Source organism: Rhizobium sp. LEGMi-198b (assembly GCF_054114205.1).
This window is the reverse complement of record NZ_JBSYVH010000002.1, coordinates 837065-855689: the sequence shown is the minus strand read 5'-3', so window position 1 is coordinate 855689 and position 18625 is coordinate 837065. Positions and strand designations below refer to the sequence as shown.

Genomic DNA, 18625 nt, shown 5'->3' with positions numbered 1-18625 from the left:
GCCGCCGTGCGTGGCGAACCTGGCGTGCGGTGGGAGGAGAGAGGCGCGAAACGCAGGGAGGAATTGTTTTTCTTTTTGTATATAGATTTTATAGAGAACTTATTGCTCCCTAAGTAGGGTTTCCGAGAAACATCCTTGCTTGAGGCAAACGTCTCGACCCACTAGGTTTGCCAGGGTCCGGCACAAACGGTGGGGATGATGGGAATGAACATGAAAACGTCCGTGGCGATCGAGAAGGCGGTACCCGTCGCCGATCCCGATGTGGTCAAATCCGAGTTCCGCAACGCCATGGCGCGGATGGCGGCGGCCGTCAGCATCGTGACGACCGATGGGCCGGCGGGACTTGCCGGTTTTGCCGCGACCGCCGTCTGCAGCGTCTCCGACAGTCCGCCGACGCTGCTTGTCTGCCTCAATCGCACCGCTTCGGTTCATCCTGCTGTCACGCAAAACGGCGTGCTTTGCGTCAATGTGCTTTCCGAGGGGCATCAGGACCTGTCGCGTCTCTTCGGCGGCAAGACGCCGGTAGCGGAGCGTTTTGCCGCCGCCGCATGGTCGGAACTGTCGACCGGCTCGCCGGCATTGGAGGATGCGCTCGTCTCGTTCGACTGCCGCATCGTGCACCGCGCCAATGGCGGCACGCACGATATTCTGATGTGCGAAGTCGATGCCATCCGTCTGCGCGACGGAGGGCAGGGGCTCATTTATTTCGACCGGGCCTATCATCCGGCCGGATAGGCCGGATCAGCAAGAGGTCTTCGATTACCTTGATGACCAGGGCGGGATGTTCACGATGCGGCGAATGTCCGGTGTCCGGCAAAATATGGAATGATCCGCGCCCAGCCGCGATCCGACGTGGATGGGCAAGTGAACCATATTCATCCCGGTCGCCGTGAATGGCAATCACCGGACAACCCAGTTTCTCAAGTGCGGCATCGAGGTTCCATTCGGCGAATTCCGGAGCCAACCAGGTTTCGATCCACGCGCGCAGCACCCAATCAGCTTTCTCACCGTGATATTTGGCGAGCCGGGCAATATTGTCGACCGACGCAAATTCCTGTTGCGAGGTCCTAATACCCTGCACGGTTCTATCTTCCACGAAAGCCTGGGCGGCGATGGTAATCACGGCATTGCAGCCGGCAAACCTGGCCCCCGTTTCCACCGCCATGCCGCCACCCACGCTATGCCCACAGGCGATAAATTCCCCAACCGCCAATTGCTCGCACAGGAGGGGAACGAAGCGTTCCGCTTCCTGGGCAATGAAGTCTCGCTCCAAAATGTCCGTACGAGCATCGGAACGACCAAAGCCCAATCGATCATAGGCGATCACACGTCGGCCGAGAGAACGAGCCAATAACTGCGGGAAATCTTTCCAGAGTGCGACGCATCCGAGAGAGTCGTGAAACAGGATGATCGGAGATTTGGAATTCAGATCGCGCGGCGCCCATGATTTGGCATAGAGGCGCCCGGCGGGGCTCTCTATCCAGTACTCTGCTTCCACGATTTCTGTCATTTTTCCAGCCTACCTGGAGAGTAGGGATTCAAGCCAGAATGTGGCGCAGAACACCAGCCGAAGCGATTGCGATCAGCACCGTGGGAAGCACCGGTAGTCGGGTCGCCGCCAACATCGTGAGCGCGAGGGTGATGAGATCGGCTGGCCGTCCGGTGGCGAAGCCTGGCGCGATGACCGTGATCAATACGCAACCCGGGGCGTTCTCCATTACAGTCCGCAAACGGGGACTTAGCGTGCGGTTGCGCAAGAAGACGTATCCTCCGATACGCGTCAGATAGGTGACCGCCGCCATGCAGATGATGGCAATAACAAATGAAGGATCAAACATCGGTCCGTGCCAGCAGAAATGCAGAGAATACACCGGAGACAGCCCCGGCGGGAACATACCAAGCCCCAGGAAACACCAGGTATGTGGTTGCTGCGACAAGCAAACTGACCAGCCAGGGAAGTGCCGCCTTTGCGCCTTTCCACATTCCGGCCAGCATTACGAAAAATACCGCGGGGAATGCCATGTCAAAGCCATATCGTGTGACATCGCCAAGAACAGGTCCGACGAATGCTCCTATCGTCGTGAAGATGACCCAACTGAAATAGAGGCCGAGAGCGACGCCGAAGAAATAACCGAGACTCAAGGTCGTATTCGACTTCTTTGCGTCGGCGAGACCTATTGCCCAGCTTTCATCACACATGAAGAACAGCGCCATGAACGCCTTTTTCTTCGACAGATGCAGAATAAAGGGAGCTAGCGCCGCGCCCATCAGGAGGTGGCGGCTGTTGACCAGAAACGTGATGGCGACAATGAGGAGAACGTGCGGAGGAGACGTCCAAAGCTCGACAGCCGCGAACTCCGATCCGCCACCGAAGTTCAGCCCCGTCATCAAGGGCACTTCCCCGAGACTGAACCCTTTAGCGGTCGCCCTTGCCCCGAGCACCAGTGCAAAAGGCACGAAGCCCAACATCACCGGTATCGAATCCTTGAGGCCTCGCCATCCTTCCGAGCGTGCCTGCGACCGGACGCTGACATCACCTGAAACGCAGTCCGTCACCTGCACAACCTCTTCTCGTCTTAAATTGCCAACACCTTGCGCGACACAGGAGGGAGATAATAGCGCAGTCGTCTGCGATTTTGGTTGCGTTTTGCGGCTGAAATCGTCAAAAATTGGCATGTTATGCCAAGAATTGCGTATTTCCCGGCGGAAAACTCCAATGAAACTTGATTCCCTAGATCGCGCGATACTCCGCGTCCTGCAGCAGGATGGGAAAATCCAGAACACCGAGTTGGCTGCAAAGGTGGGACTGTCTCCGTCTCCATGTCTAAGGCGAGTCAAATTGTTGGAAGAGGCCGGTATCATCAAGCAATATGTCGCCATCCTGGACCCCGCAAAGCTCGATATGGGCTTTACGGTTTTTGTGCGAATATGGCTTTCAAGTCAGGACGAAGAGACAACGACAGCTTTCTATGAGGCGGCCGAAAAGCTTCCGCAGGTGGTCGAGTGCCACCTCATGGCGGGCGACTGCGATTTCCTCCTTCGGGTCGTAGCATCGGATTTGGAGGGATACAGACGGTTCCAGATGGAGCATCTTGGCCGCATCAAGGGGGTCAGAAACATCAAGACCGAAATTCCGATGCAGAAAATCAAGCAGTCGTGGCAAGTGCCAATCTGATGCCGCGGTATCGATTTCCGGCAAGAAGCCGCCTATGGCGGCATCGGCTCAATAGTTTTCCTGATACCATTCGACGAAGCGGCGCACCCCTTCTTCGACTTCGATCTGCGGCTTGAAGCCGGTCAGCGCCACCAGCAGGTCCGGCACGGCATAGGTATTGTGCACGTCGCCGGGCTGCATCGGCAGCATGTGCCGGATCGCCTTCTTGCCGAGCATCGCTTCGATGGTCTCAACAAAGGTCATCAGCCCGACCGGCTGGCCGCCACCGATATTGACGACGCGGAAGGGCGCGTGTTTCGACAGCGTATCGGTGACCGTTTCGGAAACGACGCGGTTTTCCTCTGAGGGTACGACGCCGATAAGGCGGACGATGCCTTCGACGAGATCGTCAATATAGGTGAAATCGCGGCTCATCTTGCCTTCGCCGTAGATCTCGATCGGCCGGTCGTTCCTGATGGCATCGACGAACTTGAACAATGCCATATCGGGACGGCCCCAGGGACCGTAGACGGTGAAGAAACGGAAGGCGGTCGTCGGAATGCGGAAGAGGTGGGCATAGCTATGCGCCATCAGCTCCATGCTCTTCTTCGTCGCCGCGTAGATCGTCATCTGCTCGTCGGCCTTGTCGCTTTCCGCGAAGGGGATCTTCTCGTTGGCGCCGTAGACCGAGGAGGTGGAGGCAAGCAGCAGGTGTTTCGGCTGCAGGCTTTTCGCCAGCTCCAACACATTGAACGAACCGGTGACGTTGGAATCCACGTAGGATCGCGGATTTTCCAGGCTGTAACGCACGCCCGCCTGAGCGGCGAGATGGACGATGACGTCAGGTTCCGCCAGTTCCGCCGCGTGATCCAGCGCCGCCTTGTCTTCCAGCATGCCCGTGACCGCCTTGAAGCCATTGGAGCGGGCGAGAATCGCGGTCCGCTTCTCCTTGAGCTTGACGTCGTAATAGGGCGTCATGCCGTCGAAGCCGACAACGAAATGACCCTCGTCGAGCAGGCGCTTGGCAAGATGGAATCCGATGAAGCCGGCGGTGCCGGTGATGAGATAACGCATTGATCGGCCTTTGCTTAAAGCATTTCCAGGAAAAGTGCGTAGCGGTTTTCCGTTCGGAATGCGTAAACGCTCTAAAGTGTGTCGTCGCTGGTGGGTCTGCCGACGCTTGTATAGGCAAAGCCGTGCTTTGTGACCTCGTCATGGCGATAGATGTTTCTGAGGTCGACGAGAACCGGGGCATTCATAACGGATTTGAGCCGGCCGAAATCGAGTGCGCGGAACTGGTTCCATTCCGTGATGATAACGAGCGCGTCGGCGCCGCGTGCGGCGCTATAGGCATCGTCTGCATAGGTGATGTTGTCGATCAACTGGCGAGCATTATCCATACCCTCCGGATCGTAGCCCGCCACCGAGGCACCGGCATCCTGCAGCGCCTGGATGATCGAGATCGAAGGGCTGTCGCGCATGTCGTCGGTATTCGGCTTGAAGGTCAGGCCAAGGACGGCAATGGTCTTGCCCCTGATATCGCCGCCCATGGCCGCGATCACCTTGCGGCCCATGGCGCGCTTGCGGTTGTCGTTGATCGAAACCGTCGTCTCGATCAGGCGCACGGGGCTGTCGTAATCCTGTGCGGTTTTGGCGAGCGCCAGCGTGTCCTTCGGGAAGCAGGAGCCGCCATAGCCGGGGCCGGCATGGAGGAATTTCGAGCCGATGCGGCCGTCGAGACCGATGCCGCGCGAGACTTCCTGCACATTGGCGCCGACCTTCTCGCAGAGATCGGCCATCTCGTTGATGAAAGTGATCTTCATCGCAAGGAAGGCATTGGCGGCGTATTTGATCAGCTCCGACGTGCGGCGGGAGGTAAAGAGCAGCGGCGCCTGGTTGAGGTAGAGCGGCCGATAGACTTCGGTCATGACGCCGCGGGCGCGCTCGTCGTTGAGGCCGATGACGATGCGGTCGGGACGCTTGAAGTCTTCGATGGCAGCGCCTTCGCGCAGGAATTCTGGATTGGAGACGACTGCGACATCGGCATCCGGATTGGTCTCGCGCACGATACGCTCGACTTCGTCGCCGGTACCGACGGGCACGGTCGATTTGGTGACGATGACGGTAAAGCCCTTGACGTGCTGGGCGATCTCGCGGGCGGCGGCATAGACGTAGGAGAGATCGGCGTGGCCGTCGCCGCGGCGCGACGGCGTGCCGACGGCGATAAAGACGACGTCACTTGCGGCAACGCTGCTTTCAACCTCGGTCGAAAAGGAGAGGCGACCGGCGCGGACATTGTCGGCAACCAATTGTTCAAGGCCGGGTTCGAAGATCGGGATTTCACCCCTGCGCAACGCCTCGATCTTGCCGGCGTCCTTGTCGACACAAATCACGTCATGACCGAAATCGGCAAAGCAGACGCCGGACACCAAACCCACATAACCGGAACCGATCATCGTGATGTGCATGAAACTTCAATCCTTTTGCTAGCGCAGGGCTCAGCGTCGGAACGCACGCCCGTCTTTGGCGGCCATCTGCGCTTATATACACAGGATCGTCGGTGACTCCTATACGTTGCGGTGCTTATCCAGGCGGTTGAGACAGAAGTGTCATAAAGACGGTACCACGCCGGCGCACCGGACGAGCGGCTTGCCTGCCCACCGTGTCATGCTAGACATTCCGGATAGACCTTCCAATCCAAAGGCAACTCCCATGGTGCTCGATCTCATCGTCCGCAATGCCAGCCTTCCCGATGGCCGCGAGGGGCAGGACATCGCCATTGCCGGCGGCAAGATCGTGGCTGTTCAGCCGGGCATGGAAGGGGAGGCGGAGCGCGTGATCGATGCCGATGGGCAACTGGTTTCGCCGCCGTTCATCGACTGCCATTTTCACATGGATGCGACGCTGTCGCTTGGCCTGCCGCGGCTGAATACATCGGGGACGCTGCTCGAAGGTATCGGGCTCTGGGGGGAGTTGAAGCCGCTGCTGACGCATGAGGCGGTGGCAGAGCGGGCATTGCGTTATTGCGATCTTGCCGTGTCGCAAGGGTTGCTCGCCGTGCGGACCCACGTCGATATCTGCGACGACCGGTTGCTTGCCGTCGAAGCGCTGCTGGATGTGAAGAGAAAAGTCGCACCTTATCTTGATCTGCAGCTCGTCGCCTTTCCGCAGGACGGCTATTACCGCTCGCCGACGGCGGCGCAGAACCTGGAACGCGCGCTGGATCTCGGTGTCGATATTGTTGGCGGTATCCCGCATTTCGAGCGGACGATGGACGAGGGCGCGCATTCGGTGCGTGCGCTCTGCGAGATCGCCGAAAAGCGCGGTTTGATGGTCGACATGCATTGCGACGAGACCGACGATCCGCTGTCGCGCCACATCGAGACGCTGGCCGCCGAGACGGTGAGGCTCGGGCTTCAGGGCAGGGTGGCCGGCTCGCATCTGACGTCGATGCATTCGATGGACAATTATTATGTCTCCAAGCTCCTGCCGCTGATTGCTGAGGCGGGCGTGCACGCGATCCCCAATCCGTTGATCAACATCGTGCTTCAGGGCCGGCACGATACCTATCCGAAGCGGCGCGGACTGACCCGGGTCAAGGAGATGCGCGAATTCGGCATCAATATCGCCTTCGGTCAGGATTGCTGCATGGACCCATGGTATTCGCTCGGCGGCGCCGACATGCTGGATGTCGCCCATATGGGGCTGCATGTCGGTCAATTGACGTCGCGCGAAGCGATGCGGTTCTGTTTCGACGTAGTCACCGTCAATCCGGCCAAAGTGATGGGGCTCGACGGTTACGGGCTGGAGGTTGGCTGCAACGGCGATCTCGTCGTGCTGCAGGCGCGCGATCCGATCGAAGCGGTGCGATTGCGTGCGGCGAGGCTTTTTGTTGTCCGGCGCGGCAAGGTGATCAGCGAGACGCCGGCGCGGATCGCGAAACTGTCGCTCGAAGGCCGGCCGCAATCGGTCGATCCGGCCGCCTACGCGCCAATGCCACCAAGAATTTAACCCATTAGGCATAGCATCGCTTATCGCTTGTGATTGCTATCGCGTTGCAGCATGATGAATTGGGTGCAGTCGTTCCGGCGGGGACGATGCATAAGGGGCGGTTCAGGGCTGGTGCATGAAGTCAAATTTTGCCGTGCGTACAATGCGGGCTGGGGAATTGGAGCTCGCTCTCGAATGGGCGCGGCAGGAGGGATGGAATCCCGGTGTCGATGATGCCCTGGCGTTTTGGGAGGCCGATCCTTCCGGCTTCTTTATGGGCGCGATCGGCGAAGTGCCGGTTGGCTGTATTTCCGTCGTGCGTTATGGCGAAAGCTTCGCCTTTCTCGGCCTTTACATCGTCCACCCCGAATTTCGCGGCAAGGGTTATGGCAAGGCGCTGTGGAAGAAGGGCATGGCGTTTGCGGGCAATCGTACCATCGGTCTCGACGGCGTCGTCGCGCAGCAGGAAAACTACCGCAGCAGCGGCTTTGAAATGGCCTATCGTACCGTGCGCTATGGCGGTGTCCCGAAAATGCCTGAGATAGGCGAAGCGAAGGTGGACGTCGTTCCGGTCACGCAGGACAAGCTCGAAGGCTTGCTGCGATATGATGCCGCCATCTTTCCAGGGCTGCGCTACTCCTTCCTCACGGCCTGGTGCGGCGCGCCGGAAAAACGAAAATCCGTCATGGTCGGCAGCGGCAGCAAGATTCGCGGCTACGGCACGATCCGGCGCTGTTTCGAGGGGTACAAGGTCGGTCCGCTGTTTGCAAACAGTTCCGATGTGGCATCGGCCTTGCTGGCCAAGTTGCTGCCGGAGGCCAAGGGCCGGCCTGTATATATGGACGTGCCTACGGACAACATCGACGCGATCAGGCTTGCCGAAGCGGCCGGATTGTCGCCGGTGTTCGAAACGGCGCGAATGTATCGCGGCGAACCACCCAAAATGCCACTCGACCGCGTCTTTGCCGTCACCACGCTTGAGCTTGGCTAGTTCCATGTCCTCTCGCGTAGGGTGGGCGAGCGATTTTCTTCGCGTACCCAGCTCCAATATTTCGCATGTGGATATGCGCCGACGGGAAAAATCCTGTTAGGCGCGCTGATTCGTCACGTAAAAAGCCGAATCTCCTGAGACAACAGGGTCGCTTTCCCAAAAACAAAGTTTTATAGATGCGCGGGTTTGAGCAAGGCGCACCGCTGTGCGCAGGAAGCGGGAATGGATAAATGACGAACGTTGTAGTGATCGGCTCGCAATGGGGTGACGAAGGCAAGGGCAAGATTGTCGACTGGCTTTCGGAACGCGCAGATGTGATTGTACGCTTTCAGGGCGGTCATAATGCCGGTCATACGCTTGTTGTCGACGGTGTCAGCTACAAGCTTGCGCTGCTTCCCTCGGGCCTCGTGCGCGGCAAGCTCAGCGTCATCGGCAACGGCGTCGTCGTTGATCCCCATCATTTCGTCGCTGAAGTCGAAAAGCTGCGCGCCCAGGGCATCGCGGTTACGCCCGACGTTCTGCGTATTGCCGAGAACGCCCCGCTGATTCTGTCGCTGCACCGCGATCTCGACGCTCTGCGCGAAGATGCCGCTTCCAACAGCGGCACGAAGATCGGCACGACCCGTCGCGGCATCGGCCCGGCCTATGAAGACAAGGTCGGCCGCCGTGCGATCCGCGTCATCGATCTTGCCGAACCGGATACGCTGCCGGGCAAGATCGACCGGCTGCTGACGCATCACAATGCGCTCCGCCGCGGCATGGGCCTCGATGAAATCTCGTTCGATGCTTTGCACAACGAACTCACCTCTGTTGCAGAGCATATCCTTCCCTATATTGATCAGGTCTGGCGATTGCTCGACGAGCAGCGCAAGGCTGGCGCCCGTATCCTTTTCGAAGGTGCGCAGGGCGCTTTGTTGGATAATGACCACGGCACCTATCCGTTCGTGACGTCGTCCAACACGGTCGCGGGCCAGGCAGCAGCCGGTTCCGGCCTCGGCCCGACGGCGCTCGGCTATGTGCTCGGCATCACCAAGGCCTATACGACGCGCGTCGGCGAAGGGCCGTTCCCGTGTGAACTGCATGACGAGATCGGCAAACACCTGTCGACGGTCGGCCGAGAGGTCGGCGTCAACACCGGCCGTCCGCGCCGCTGCGGCTGGTTCGATGCGGTGCTGGTTCGCCAGACGGTGAAGACGTCCGGCATTACCGGCATTGCCTTGACCAAGCTCGACGTGCTCGACGGTCTCGACGAACTGAAGATCTGCGTCGGCTACAAACTGGATGGCAAGGAGATTGACTATCTGCCGGCCAGCCAGGCGGCGCAGGCCCGCGTCGAGCCGATCTACATCACGCTCGAAGGCTGGAAGGAATCGACCGTCGGCGCCCGCAAATGGGCCGATTTGCCGGCACAGGCGATCAAATATGTCCGGCAGGTGGAGGAGCTGATCGGCGCTCCGGTGGCGCTGCTTTCGACCAGCCCGGAGCGCGAAGACACTATACTTGTGACCGATCCGTTTGAGGGCTAATGTCGCGGATCAATGACGAATCCCGGTTCGGCCACGTGCCGGGCATCATGAGAAAGTACTGATGGCGGATTTTGTAGCAGTCATTCGACGGGCCGTGGACGGCTTGGCCGATAATACTCCCGAGATGCGGGTCAAGGTTTACGAGCGGGCTCGTGGTGCCGTTCAGCGGCAGCTTGAGAGCATGAAGCCGCGCCCGCCGGAGGAGATGCTGCGCCGTCAGCTCGACAAGCTTGAAGCTGCGATCGTCGAGGTGGAAGCCGAGCATGCCGAGGCGCTGCCGCTGGCTGAAGAGCCAGTCGCGGAAACGCCTTTGGTGCAGGAGGAGCCGCAGCAGGAGCCTGCTGAAGAGCATCATGTTGCGCAAGAACACCATGTCGAGGAACCGGAGCCGGCCCATCCGGAGGTCGCTGCGCACGAGGAGCCCGCCGCTCACGAGCCGGTGCACGAAGAGCCGACCCATGAAGAGCCGGCTTATGAAGAGCCGGCCCATGAAGAGCCAGTTTACCATGAGCCAGCTCACCAAGAGCCTGCTTACGAGGAGCCTGTCTATGAGGAGCCCGCGCATGCTCAGCATCAGTCCGCTGAGCACCATGAGCCGGTAGAGGAATGGGCCGAGGCGCCGCAGGAGCAGGCGCCCGCGGCTGTTCACCACGTCGAGGCCTATGCGGAGCCGGTCCAAGAGCAGGTGCATGAGGAAGCGCCGGAGCACTATGCGGAGGAGGTGCCGGCCGTTGCCGCCGAGCCCGCGCATGCCGCTCCGCAGACGCATACTGCTCATCAGGCGCCTGCCGATGATGTCATGAGCCAAGTCGAGGAAATTTGGGCCGAGGTGGATGCGCCTGCGAAGCGGGCCGAATCCGAGCCGGTGGCGGTACCCGTCATGCCCGCCGCCGCCTTTGCGCCTGCCGTCTTCGGCCATCCCGTGGAGCCGCCCGCCCCGACGAAAGCGCCGGCGAGCGACAAGGCTTTTGCCTGGGATGCGGATGTTTTCGAAGAGCTGCAGTCGGTGCCGGCGCCAGCCGCCAAGTCGGCACAGCCCGCCCGGCAGCAAATGCCGGATAATGCCTTTGACGATGTCGATCTCTTCGCCGATGTGCATTCTCCGTCCAAGTCAGCGCCGAAGAACGATGCAGGCGAGGATGGCTGGCGCGAGCTCAAGGAGCTTGCCGGCTTTGACAAAATCGCCGAGGGGGACCGCGGCGGCGGCTCTTCCATCCCGCCGGATCTCAACCGGGCCATGGCGGCGAAGCTGCAGGGCAAGAGCTTCCGTATGGAGCCGAAGCGCCGCCGCTTCAGCGTGACCAGTATTATCGTGGCCCTCGTTGGCCTCGCGATCGTCGCCGGCGGTGGCTATGCCGCCTGGCTGAACCGTGAAGCGCTCAACAAGATGGTCGCCGACCTCATCAGCTCGGCGCCGAAGACTGCGACCACTCCGACTACCGAGACGGCCAAGAATAACAATACGGCCGCTCCAGCCACAAATGCGCCTGCCGCTTCGACACCGGGCGCGACCGCTCCGGCGCAAAACAATAATGCCGCCACGCAGCCGCCGGCAGCGGGCAACACCAATGTCGCCTCGCTCGACAACGACGCCAACACGGTCAACAGCAAGTTCACGCAGCGCCTGTTGGCGAATGGCACGGAAGAGGATCAAGGTCCGGCAGCGGGCGCTCAGCCGGGTGTCGCTGAAGGCAAGTCCGTGGCCGAGCAGAATGTAGCCTCCGCTGCCCCGGCAAGAGCGGCAACGCCGCCCGCCAACAATGCGAATGGCGCGCAGGCGCCCGCCGCGACCGCGCCGACCACGACGCAGCCTTCAGCCGATCAGCAATCCTCCGCTCCCACCCAGCAATCGCCTGCCGCTCAGCAGCAGCCACAAGCTAATCAACAGCAGACGGCGCCGGCCACGGATGGGCAGAAGGTGTTCCTCTATGAGGAGCGTCTCGGCCAGACATCGCCCACGGCTTTCGAAGGCACCGTCACCTGGTCTCTGCAGGAGGGTAAGGGTGAGGATGGCCGTCCGGAACCTTCCGTCCAGGGCCTCATTAACGTGCCCGAGCGCGGCCTGACGGCGACGATCACCGTGTCGCGCAATACCGATGCCTCGTTGCCGGCAAGCCATCTGGTAGAGCTCGCCTTCCAGGTTCCGCCGAATTTCGAAGGCGGCGCCATCGACAACGTGCAGCGGATCGCGCTCAAGTCGACTGAACAGGATCGCGGCGACGCCCTGATCGCCGTACCGGCCAAGGTTACCGACGACGTCTACATGGTCGCGCTCAACGATTTTCCGGATGCGCGTAAGACCAATCTCGATCTCCTGAAAACCCGCAACTGGATGGACATTCCCGTGGTCTACCGCAATGGCCGTCGTGCATTGCTGACCATGGAGAAGGGGCCGGCCGGCACCGACGCCTTCAACAAGGCGATTACCGAGTGGCAGGCGCTTGGCGGTGTCGCTTCGAGCGGCCAATAAGCGGTCTCAAATCACTGCAATCAAAAAAGGCGGGCCTTGCGGTCCGCCTTTTTGTTTGAATTCAGTCGATGACGTCCAAAATCGGAAGCGTTAAGCGGTGGCTTCGACCACCCGCAGAGCCTTGGCGCGTTCCAGCGCATCCTTCTGCACGGCTTCCTGTACCTTCTCGAAGGCGCGGACTTCGATCTGGCGGACGCGTTCGCGGCTGATATCGAACTCGGCCGAGAGGTCCTCCAGCGTCACCGGCTCTTCCGCAAGGCGGCGAGCCTCGAAGATGCGGCGCTCGCGATCGTTCAAGACGCTCATGGCGCGAGCCAACATGCGGCGGCGCGTATCAAGTTCGTCCTGCTCGATCAGCACGTCTTCCTGGCTGTCATGATCGTCCACCAGCCAGTCCTGCCACTGACCCGAATCGCCCTCGGCAGCCTTGATCGGCGCGTTCAGCGAAGCGTCGCCCGAGAGGCGGCGGTTCATCGAAACGACCTCTTCCTCGGAGACGTTCAGCTTGGTGGCGATCTCGGTGACATGCTCCGGCTTCAGGTCGCCGTCATCGATGGCCTGGATGCGGCCCTTCAGACGACGCAGATTGAAGAACAGACGCTTCTGATTGGCGGTCGTGCCCATCTTCACCAGCGACCACGAGCGCAGAATATATTCCTGGATCGAGGCCTTGATCCACCACATGGCATAGGTTGCCAGGCGGAAGCCACGTTCCGGGTCAAACTTCTTGACGGCCTGCATCAGGCCGACATTGCCTTCCGACACCACTTCGCCGATCGGCAGGCCATAACCGCGATAGCCCATGGCAATCTTCGCCACGAGGCGCAGATGGCTGGTGACGAGCTTATGGGCAGCCTGACGGTCGGCATGTTCCGCGTAGCGCTTGGCGAGCATGTACTCTTCCTGCGGCTCCAACATCGGGAACTTGCGAATCTCGTCGAGATAGCGGTTGAGGCCGGCTTCACCGGCGGTAATGGACGGCAAGGTATTACGGGTCATGAATGCACCCTCCTATTCGAGATCTGGCCCCTTCTGGAGACGTATTGCGCGCCCTTTGCGAAGCAGACCAAGGCGTGCAGGTCGTGAAGACCCCGCACTAAACCAATGTGTAGATAAGTACGGCAAAACAGTGATTCAAGAACGTAGTCACGCAAGAGTTACCCCGGCGCGACAGCTATGCCCGCCGTAACGTTTGTCTCTGAGACTATCTTCCCGAATACTCCGGTCCTGTGAGATTTGGCGACTTCAGCATCAAAACGCTTCGCGTTTTGGATAACTGCGTGACGCACGCCGGAGATCGGTTCCCCCCAATTATAGGCGGCGAAGGGGCCGGCGTCCAGTCGCGCATTTGTGGAGCTCGGTAGCAGTCTTTTCTTTCGATCCATCAGGGCGAGCCATGCATATGAATAAAAATACTTGAATATAAGAGCATATGCTCCTATATCGACCTAATTAAGAGCATATGCTCTCATTTGACAACGGAGAAACGATCATGAGCGAAGCTGAGATACTTGTAAGCGGTGCGACGGGACGGACTGGAGGCGCCGCCATCGGCGAACTCTTGAAGATGGGCAAGAGCGTGCGTGCCTATATGCGCTCGTACGACGAGCGGGCAGCGGCGCTGAGGCAGCGCGGTGTCGATATAGCCGTCGGAGATTTCACCGACATCGATCACATTCGGGCGGCCATGGAAGGCATCCGGTCGGCGTATTTTCTTCACCCGATCGCACCAGGCATCCTTGGCGCTGCGACCTATTTCGCACAGGCTGCAAAGGAAGCGGGTGTTAGCGCGATCGTCAACATGTCGCAGATTTCGGCGCGCCGAGAGTCGGCAAGCCATGCGGCGCAGGACCATTGGATCTCGGAGCGGGTCTTCGACTGGTCAGGCGTTTCGACGACGCATCTTCGCCCTACGTTTTTTGCGGACTGGCTCGCTTATCCCCATTTCGCAAAGGAAATCTGGGCGACGAAGAAGATCTCGTTCCCCTTCGAGAACGGGCGGCATGCGCCTATCGCTTCCGATGATCAGGGCCGGGTGATCGCCCATGTCCTGGCTAATCCGAAGGGCCACGAAGGCAAGATCTATCCGCTCCATGGTCCAGTCGAGATGGACTACACAGAAATGGCTGCCGTGGTGAGCGACGTGCTTGGCGCGAAGATCGAATATGCGCCGTCCTCGATAGAGGCGTTCAAGGATAGGATGGAAAATCTCTACAAGTTCCCGCCGTTCCTTGTGCAGCACCTCGTCGAAGTCGCCCAGAACTATCGTGACGGCATCTTCTCGGGCACCAACGATTTGGTCGAGGCGATCACCGGAACGCCGGCGCTCTCGGTCCAGCAGTTCGTCTCCAACAATCGCGCCGCCTTCGCGTGAATGCCGCGAAGACAAATCGGGGATTTTAAAATGTCACATGCTCAAGAAGAACGTCATCCCTTTCTGGACGACCTGACCGCCGACGCGGAGCTTACCAGCTCCCTGTTGCGAGGTTCCGTCATCGGACGCGACGAAATCAGGCTCGCCGTGAACGCCGTCGGAACTTTCTATGCATCACAGACGCCGACGTTCCTTCAGACCGTCGGCTCCCGGCTCTTCCTTGAATATGAGGCCGTTCTGACGAACGGGGAGAAGCTGACCGCCGTCGTGGTCGTCGATCGCGCCTCCGACGGTTCGGTACCGCGGGTCAGCGTGCGGATGAGTCCGCTCGGCGCTGTTCTGTCGCTCGGCGCCCATTTGCGCGGGGCGCTCTGCGGGCAGTTGCCCGAAGAGCTTTTTCTTTGAACCCAACCGACCGCCGGGCCAGCGACAGAGATCGTTTGCCCCGAGCTGCTGCCCCAGAAAGGAAATTCGTTATGGACGTCGCCAACAACACAGTCTTCATCACCGGTGCCAATCGAGGTCTGGGCCTAGCATTCGCACGCGAGGCACTCCGCCGCGGAGCATCGAAGGTTTACGCAGGCATGCGCAACACGAGCGGCTTCGACGAGCCGGGCATCGTTCCGGTCAGGATCGATGTCACGGATAAGGCATCGATTGCCGCAGCCGCAGAACTGGCAGCGGATACACGCTATTGATCAACAATGCGGGATCGCCGCCCTGATCGACGGGCCTCTGGCAGACGATGTCGAAGCGCAGTCGCAACGTCTTTTCGATACCAACTATTATGGCGTGGTGCGCGTCTCGCAGGCCTTCGAGCAGATCCTTTCAGCCAAGCCTCATGCCGCCATCATCAACGTGCTGTCCGACATCGTCTGGCTTCCGCGGCCCTATCTGACACCTTATGCCGCTTCCAAGGCGGCGGCATGGAGCTATACGAACCAGCTTCGCTTCCATCTTCGCGATAGCGGCATCGAGGTCCTTGGCTTGCATGTCGGATTCGTGGATACCGATCTGACCAACGGCATCGACGTGCCGAAGGCGAGCCCAGAGGACGTGGTGCGCCAAACCTATGACGCGCTCGCCGCTGGCAAGAGCGAGATCATGGCCGATCAGGGCACTGCGTTACTGAAGAGCACGCTTGCGGCCGACGTGCCCGGCTATATCGCTCCGCCGGAAGGGGTATTCTAACTTCGGCGGTGGCGGAAGTTGCTGTGGAGCGCGGAGATTCTTCGGCTTCGCGCCTGCGGCGCTTTGGTTAGGAATGGGATTCGAAAGGAACATAGAATGCTGTCGGCCAACCAACCACTCGGAATCGATCAGTGCAACTGCTCCGCCATGAGAAAGGCGAGCCGACAGATCACGCGGTTTTATGATGATCATCTTGAGCCAGTCGGGCTGCGCATCACGCAGTTTCTGATTCTGGCGGCTCTCGGGGAGGCTGGCGGCGCCACGGTCAACGTTCTCGCCGAACGGCTCGATATCGAGCGGACGGCGATGGGGAAGATGGTCGGCTTCCTGGAGCGAGATGGGTTTGTTACCATCAAGCCGTCTCCGGCGGACGGAAGGGTTCGTGTCGTTGAACTCACCAAGGAGGGTCGCCTCCTGCACAAGAGGGCCGAGCCTCTCTGGGAGAGGGCCCAGCAAGAATTCGAGCAATTGAACGGGGCCGCAAACGTCGCAACTCTGCGCCGGGGACTGAGAGAAATCGCCGTCGGCGATTCTGCGAAGGTTTCACCCGAAGACTAAAGCTTCGGACTGATTGCTGGGCAGGGGCCAATCACCAATCCGCTGTTGGCCCCTTCAAGCAATTTGGAGACGCTTCTCAAGCACGCAACGCTGCCACCAGATCCTCCATATCATCCGGCAGCGGCGCTTCGAAGTGCATGACTTCGCCGGTGCGAGGGTGTTCGAATTGCAGGAGGTAGGCGTGGAGTGCCTGGCGGGGGAAGCGGTTGACCACCTGCTTGGCGGCATCCGGCAGCAGGTTGGCCTTGGTCTTGAAGCCGCCGCCATAGACGGCGTCGCCGAGCAGGGGATGGCCGATATGGGCCATGTGAACGCGGATCTGGTGGGTGCGGCCGGTTTCGAGGTGGCAGTCGACCAAGGAGGCGAGGGCGGTGGCGTCCGGAGCCTCGTGAAAACGTTCAATCACTTCATAATGCGTGATCGCCTCGTCGGCATCCTGATTGTTCGGGCGCTTGACAGCGCGGCGGGTACGGTCGCCGGTGGAGCGGCCAAGCGGCGCGTCGATGGTGCCGATCAGTTGCCGGGGGCGGCCCCAGACGATCGCCTGATAGGCGCGTTCCAGCGACCGCGTGCGGCCGTGGTCGGCGAATTGCAGCGACAGGTGGCGGTGGGCAATATCGTTCTTGGCGACGACCATGACGCCGGTGGTGTCCTTGTCCAGCCGATGGACGATGCCCGGCCGGCGCACACCGCCAATGCCGGAGAGGCTTTCGCCGCAATGATGGATCAGCGCGTTGACCAGCGTGCCCGTCCAGTTGCCGGCGGCGGGGTGAACGACGAGGCCGGCGGGCTTGGAGATGACAATGACGTCGTCATCCTCGTAAAGCACATCAAGCGGGATGTCTTCGCCGAGCGGCGTCGGGTCTTCGGGCTCGGGCAGGGTGATCTCGTAGGTATCGCCAGGGCGCACCTTGCGTTTGGCATCGGTAACCGGGGTCCCGTTGAGCAGGACGGCGCTATCCTTGATCAAGGCCTGGATGCGGCTGCGGGAAAATTCCTCGCCGACCTGCGCAGTCAGCCATGCATCGAGGCGGCCTTCGGCTGTTTCATCGGCGGTTAGGACTTTTCTAATGCCCGCGGCTTCTTTAAAGGGGTCGCTCAAACGCATTCTCCGGCGCACTGGGCGCTCTCTAGGAAATAGGACGCATCGATGACGAATCTCGAGCCAGACGATCAAGAGGAAAAGCCCCTCGATCCGGCCCTGGAAAATGTCCGACGCAAGATGGTTCGCCTGCAGATCGTCTCGGTCGCCATCATGGTGGTGAGCCTTATGGCGGTGTTCGGCGCCGTTGTCTACAAGACGATGCGGCCTGCACCGAAGGCAGCGGGTCAAGCCGCCTCGAATATTCCCGCCGACGCACCCGTTGCGGTGAGCGCAGCGCTGCCGCAGGGCTTTACCGTGCTGTCCACGGCACTCTCCGGAAACCAGGTGCTGTTTTATGGCACGCTCGCCAGCGGCCAGCGCCAGGCCGTTGTTTTCGACTACGGTATCGGCCGCATCGTCGCGACCATATCGCTTTCCAACTGACGGTTTCGCGATGACGGGCGACCGGTTGATCGAGATCACCCATCCCGACGATCCGCGCATCGCCGAATTCCGTAATATCCGCGAGCGTGATCTCGTGGGCCGCGAGAACCGCTTCATTGCCGAGGGCACGGTGGTGCTGCGGCTTCTTGTCGAGGCGCATGCGGCTCAAGAAGCCTTTGTCTGTGAAAAAGTGCTGCTGTTGCGCAACCGCGCCGCGGGATTGGAAGAAATCATCGCCGCCTTTCCGTCTAACGTGCCGGTCTATGTTGCGGAGGCCTCGGTGCTGGACGGCATTGTCGGTTTCCACCTGCATCGCGGCGTTCTGGCGCTCGGCCGGCGCAAGGCGGAGCCGGATATCGGCGCCTTTTTAGACCGCTTGCCGGAGCGGGCGCTCGTTCTTGCGGGCTGCGGCATTTCCAATCATGATAATGTCGGTTCAATGTTCCGCAATGCTGCCGCCTTCGGGGCCGATGCGGTGCTGCTCGACGAAACTTGCTGCGATCCGTTGTATCGCAAGGCGCTGCGCGTCTCGGTGGGCTCGGCGCTGAAGGTGCCCTATTGCCGTCAATTGAGCGATGTGGATCTGCTGACCGCGCTGGCGGAGCGCGGCTTTGCCATCTGGAGCCTTTCTCCGCGCGGCAACACCGATATCCGCGCCGTTCCGCCGGCCGATAGGATGGCGCTGGTGGTCGGCACCGAAGGGGCAGGGTTGCCGCAGAAGATTCTGTCGACCTTTGGCAGCCTGCGGATACCGCAGGCGCCGAGCCTCGACAGCCTGAACGTGGCAACGGCGAGCGGCATCGCACTCTTCGCCATGGCGTCGTTGACTAAACGCGTCTGAAA

General features: G+C 60.4%; 20 protein-coding genes. 13 read left to right on the top strand and 7 right to left on the bottom strand.

Features of this window, described 5'->3' with window-relative positions:
* The first annotated feature begins 204 nt into the window (after positions 1-204).
* Positions 205-735: a flavin reductase gene (locus ACXHXG_RS10835; protein WP_104824037.1), complete on the top strand. Its 531-nt coding sequence runs from the start codon at positions 205-207 to the stop codon at positions 733-735.
* Here ACXHXG_RS10835 and ACXHXG_RS10830 read toward each other — a convergent pair.
* Genes ACXHXG_RS10830 through ACXHXG_RS10820 form a run of 3 tightly spaced genes read right to left on the bottom strand, consistent with a single transcriptional unit; the run spans position 698 to position 2676 of the window.
* The gene (locus ACXHXG_RS10830; protein WP_457899263.1) at positions 698-1510 is read right to left on the bottom strand and encodes an alpha/beta fold hydrolase; all 813 of its coding nucleotides are present in this window, start codon (positions 1508-1510) and stop codon (positions 698-700) included. The genes ACXHXG_RS10835 and ACXHXG_RS10830 overlap by 38 nt on opposite strands.
* A gap of 28 nt (positions 1511-1538) precedes the next feature.
* Entirely contained in the window at positions 1539-1838 is a 300-nt protein-coding gene (locus ACXHXG_RS10825; RefSeq protein ID WP_457899262.1) for an AzlD family protein, read from the bottom strand.
* The gene (locus ACXHXG_RS10820) at positions 1831-2676 is read right to left on the bottom strand and encodes an AzlC family ABC transporter permease (protein WP_457899261.1); all 846 of its coding nucleotides are present in this window, start codon (positions 2674-2676) and stop codon (positions 1831-1833) included. Before ACXHXG_RS10820 ends, ACXHXG_RS10825 begins: the two co-directional genes overlap by 8 nt.
* Between ACXHXG_RS10820 and ACXHXG_RS10815 the strand changes: the two genes are divergently transcribed.
* Positions 2675-3175, top strand: coding sequence for an Lrp/AsnC family transcriptional regulator (locus ACXHXG_RS10815; RefSeq protein ID WP_457899260.1), 501 nt, complete (start codon positions 2675-2677; stop codon positions 3173-3175). The genes ACXHXG_RS10820 and ACXHXG_RS10815 overlap by 2 nt on opposite strands.
* Positions 3176-3223: 48 nt before the next feature.
* Here the strand turns inward: ACXHXG_RS10815 and ACXHXG_RS10810 are convergent, their stop codons facing one another.
* Both ACXHXG_RS10810 and ACXHXG_RS10805 read right to left on the bottom strand, forming a co-directional pair.
* Positions 3224-4228 carry an NAD-dependent epimerase gene (locus tag ACXHXG_RS10810; RefSeq protein ID WP_283047059.1) on the bottom strand — a complete coding sequence of 335 codons (1005 nt, stop codon included), beginning with the start codon at positions 4226-4228 and terminating at the stop codon, positions 3224-3226.
* A 71-nt stretch (positions 4229-4299) separates the two neighbouring features.
* Complete coding sequence (locus tag ACXHXG_RS10805; protein WP_457899259.1) at positions 4300-5622, bottom strand: UDP-glucose dehydrogenase family protein; 1323 nt, start codon at positions 5620-5622, stop codon at positions 4300-4302.
* Between the two features lie 244 nt (positions 5623-5866).
* Between ACXHXG_RS10805 and ACXHXG_RS10800 the strand changes: the two genes are divergently transcribed.
* The 4 genes from ACXHXG_RS10800 to ACXHXG_RS10785 all read left to right on the top strand — a co-directional run bounded on the left by ACXHXG_RS10800 (position 5867) and on the right by ACXHXG_RS10785 (position 12131).
* On the top strand, positions 5867-7165 hold the full coding sequence (locus ACXHXG_RS10800; protein ID WP_457899258.1) for an amidohydrolase family protein: 1299 nt from the start codon (positions 5867-5869) through the stop codon (positions 7163-7165).
* Positions 7166-7280: 115 nt separating this feature from the next.
* Positions 7281-8135 (top strand): GNAT family N-acetyltransferase, encoded by an 855-nt coding sequence (locus ACXHXG_RS10795; protein WP_457899257.1) that lies wholly within the window; start codon positions 7281-7283, stop codon positions 8133-8135.
* A gap of 230 nt (positions 8136-8365) precedes the next feature.
* Positions 8366-9661, top strand: coding sequence for an adenylosuccinate synthase (locus ACXHXG_RS10790; protein ID WP_104824028.1), 1296 nt, complete (start codon positions 8366-8368; stop codon positions 9659-9661).
* Between the two features lie 61 nt (positions 9662-9722).
* Entirely contained in the window at positions 9723-12131 is a 2409-nt protein-coding gene (locus tag ACXHXG_RS10785) for a hypothetical protein (protein WP_457899256.1), read from the top strand.
* A 90-nt stretch (positions 12132-12221) separates the two neighbouring features.
* Here the strand turns inward: ACXHXG_RS10785 and rpoH are convergent, their stop codons facing one another.
* Positions 12222-13130, bottom strand: a complete 909-nt coding sequence (gene rpoH / locus ACXHXG_RS10780) for an RNA polymerase sigma factor RpoH (protein WP_283047051.1) — start codon at positions 13128-13130, stop codon at positions 12222-12224.
* A gap of 493 nt (positions 13131-13623) precedes the next feature.
* Between rpoH and ACXHXG_RS10775 the strand changes: the two genes are divergently transcribed.
* The 5 genes from ACXHXG_RS10775 to ACXHXG_RS10755 all read left to right on the top strand — a co-directional run bounded on the left by ACXHXG_RS10775 (position 13624) and on the right by ACXHXG_RS10755 (position 16254).
* Positions 13624-14505 carry an NmrA family NAD(P)-binding protein gene (locus tag ACXHXG_RS10775; RefSeq protein WP_457899255.1) on the top strand — a complete coding sequence of 294 codons (882 nt, stop codon included), beginning with the start codon at positions 13624-13626 and terminating at the stop codon, positions 14503-14505.
* A gap of 30 nt (positions 14506-14535) precedes the next feature.
* Positions 14536-14910 carry a hypothetical protein gene (locus ACXHXG_RS10770; RefSeq protein ID WP_457899254.1) on the top strand — a complete coding sequence of 125 codons (375 nt, stop codon included), beginning with the start codon at positions 14536-14538 and terminating at the stop codon, positions 14908-14910.
* Between the two features lie 71 nt (positions 14911-14981).
* A complete protein-coding gene (locus tag ACXHXG_RS10765) occupies positions 14982-15203 on the top strand; it encodes an SDR family NAD(P)-dependent oxidoreductase (protein WP_457899253.1) in 222 nt (73 codons plus the stop codon).
* Complete coding sequence (locus tag ACXHXG_RS10760) at positions 15163-15696, top strand: SDR family NAD(P)-dependent oxidoreductase (RefSeq protein ID WP_457899252.1); 534 nt, start codon at positions 15163-15165, stop codon at positions 15694-15696. Before ACXHXG_RS10765 ends, ACXHXG_RS10760 begins: the two co-directional genes overlap by 41 nt.
* 96 nt (positions 15697-15792) lie before the next feature.
* Positions 15793-16254 carry a MarR family winged helix-turn-helix transcriptional regulator gene (locus ACXHXG_RS10755; RefSeq protein WP_104824022.1) on the top strand — a complete coding sequence of 154 codons (462 nt, stop codon included), beginning with the start codon at positions 15793-15795 and terminating at the stop codon, positions 16252-16254.
* Between the two features lie 76 nt (positions 16255-16330).
* Here ACXHXG_RS10755 and ACXHXG_RS10750 read toward each other — a convergent pair whose 3' ends face one another.
* Entirely contained in the window at positions 16331-17356 is a 1026-nt protein-coding gene (locus tag ACXHXG_RS10750) for an RluA family pseudouridine synthase (RefSeq protein WP_457899251.1), read from the bottom strand.
* Between the two features lie 48 nt (positions 17357-17404).
* On the opposite strand from ACXHXG_RS10750, the gene ACXHXG_RS10745 reads away from it, so the two are divergent.
* A complete protein-coding gene (locus ACXHXG_RS10745) occupies positions 17405-17782 on the top strand; it encodes a hypothetical protein (protein WP_104824020.1) in 378 nt (125 codons plus the stop codon).
* A 10-nt stretch (positions 17783-17792) separates the two neighbouring features.
* Positions 17793-18623, top strand: coding sequence for a TrmH family RNA methyltransferase (locus ACXHXG_RS10740; protein ID WP_457899250.1), 831 nt, complete (start codon positions 17793-17795; stop codon positions 18621-18623).
* Positions 18624-18625: the final 2 nt, after the last annotated feature.

What these genes read in the sequence shown, in the direction of transcription:
- rpoH (WP_283047051.1), bottom strand. Translation starts at nt 13,130, where the DNA reads ATGACCCGTAATACCTTGCCGTCCATTACCGCCGGTGAAGCCGGCCTC.
- ACXHXG_RS10790 (WP_104824028.1), top strand. Translation starts at nt 8,366, where the DNA reads ATGACGAACGTTGTAGTGATCGGCTCGCAATGGGGTGACGAAGGCAAG.
- ACXHXG_RS10820 (WP_457899261.1), bottom strand. Translation starts at nt 2,676, where the DNA reads ATGCCAATTTTTGACGATTTCAGCCGCAAAACGCAACCAAAATCGCAG.
- ACXHXG_RS10770 (WP_457899254.1), top strand. Translation starts at nt 14,536, where the DNA reads ATGTCACATGCTCAAGAAGAACGTCATCCCTTTCTGGACGACCTGACC.
- ACXHXG_RS10745 (WP_104824020.1), top strand. Translation starts at nt 17,405, where the DNA reads ATGACGAATCTCGAGCCAGACGATCAAGAGGAAAAGCCCCTCGATCCG.
- ACXHXG_RS10755 (WP_104824022.1), top strand. Translation starts at nt 15,793, where the DNA reads ATGCTGTCGGCCAACCAACCACTCGGAATCGATCAGTGCAACTGCTCC.
- ACXHXG_RS10800 (WP_457899258.1), top strand. Translation starts at nt 5,867, where the DNA reads ATGGTGCTCGATCTCATCGTCCGCAATGCCAGCCTTCCCGATGGCCGC.
- ACXHXG_RS10805 (WP_457899259.1), bottom strand. Translation starts at nt 5,622, where the DNA reads ATGCACATCACGATGATCGGTTCCGGTTATGTGGGTTTGGTGTCCGGC.
- ACXHXG_RS10795 (WP_457899257.1), top strand. Translation starts at nt 7,281, where the DNA reads ATGAAGTCAAATTTTGCCGTGCGTACAATGCGGGCTGGGGAATTGGAG.
- ACXHXG_RS10740 (WP_457899250.1), top strand. Translation starts at nt 17,793, where the DNA reads ATGACGGGCGACCGGTTGATCGAGATCACCCATCCCGACGATCCGCGC.
- ACXHXG_RS10830 (WP_457899263.1), bottom strand. Translation starts at nt 1,510, where the DNA reads ATGACAGAAATCGTGGAAGCAGAGTACTGGATAGAGAGCCCCGCCGGG.
- ACXHXG_RS10810 (WP_283047059.1), bottom strand. Translation starts at nt 4,228, where the DNA reads ATGCGTTATCTCATCACCGGCACCGCCGGCTTCATCGGATTCCATCTT.
- ACXHXG_RS10765 (WP_457899253.1), top strand. Translation starts at nt 14,982, where the DNA reads ATGGACGTCGCCAACAACACAGTCTTCATCACCGGTGCCAATCGAGGT.
- ACXHXG_RS10835 (WP_104824037.1), top strand. Translation starts at nt 205, where the DNA reads ATGAACATGAAAACGTCCGTGGCGATCGAGAAGGCGGTACCCGTCGCC.
- ACXHXG_RS10775 (WP_457899255.1), top strand. Translation starts at nt 13,624, where the DNA reads ATGAGCGAAGCTGAGATACTTGTAAGCGGTGCGACGGGACGGACTGGA.
- ACXHXG_RS10825 (WP_457899262.1), bottom strand. Translation starts at nt 1,838, where the DNA reads ATGTTTGATCCTTCATTTGTTATTGCCATCATCTGCATGGCGGCGGTC.
- ACXHXG_RS10815 (WP_457899260.1), top strand. Translation starts at nt 2,675, where the DNA reads ATGTTATGCCAAGAATTGCGTATTTCCCGGCGGAAAACTCCAATGAAA.
- ACXHXG_RS10785 (WP_457899256.1), top strand. Translation starts at nt 9,723, where the DNA reads ATGGCGGATTTTGTAGCAGTCATTCGACGGGCCGTGGACGGCTTGGCC.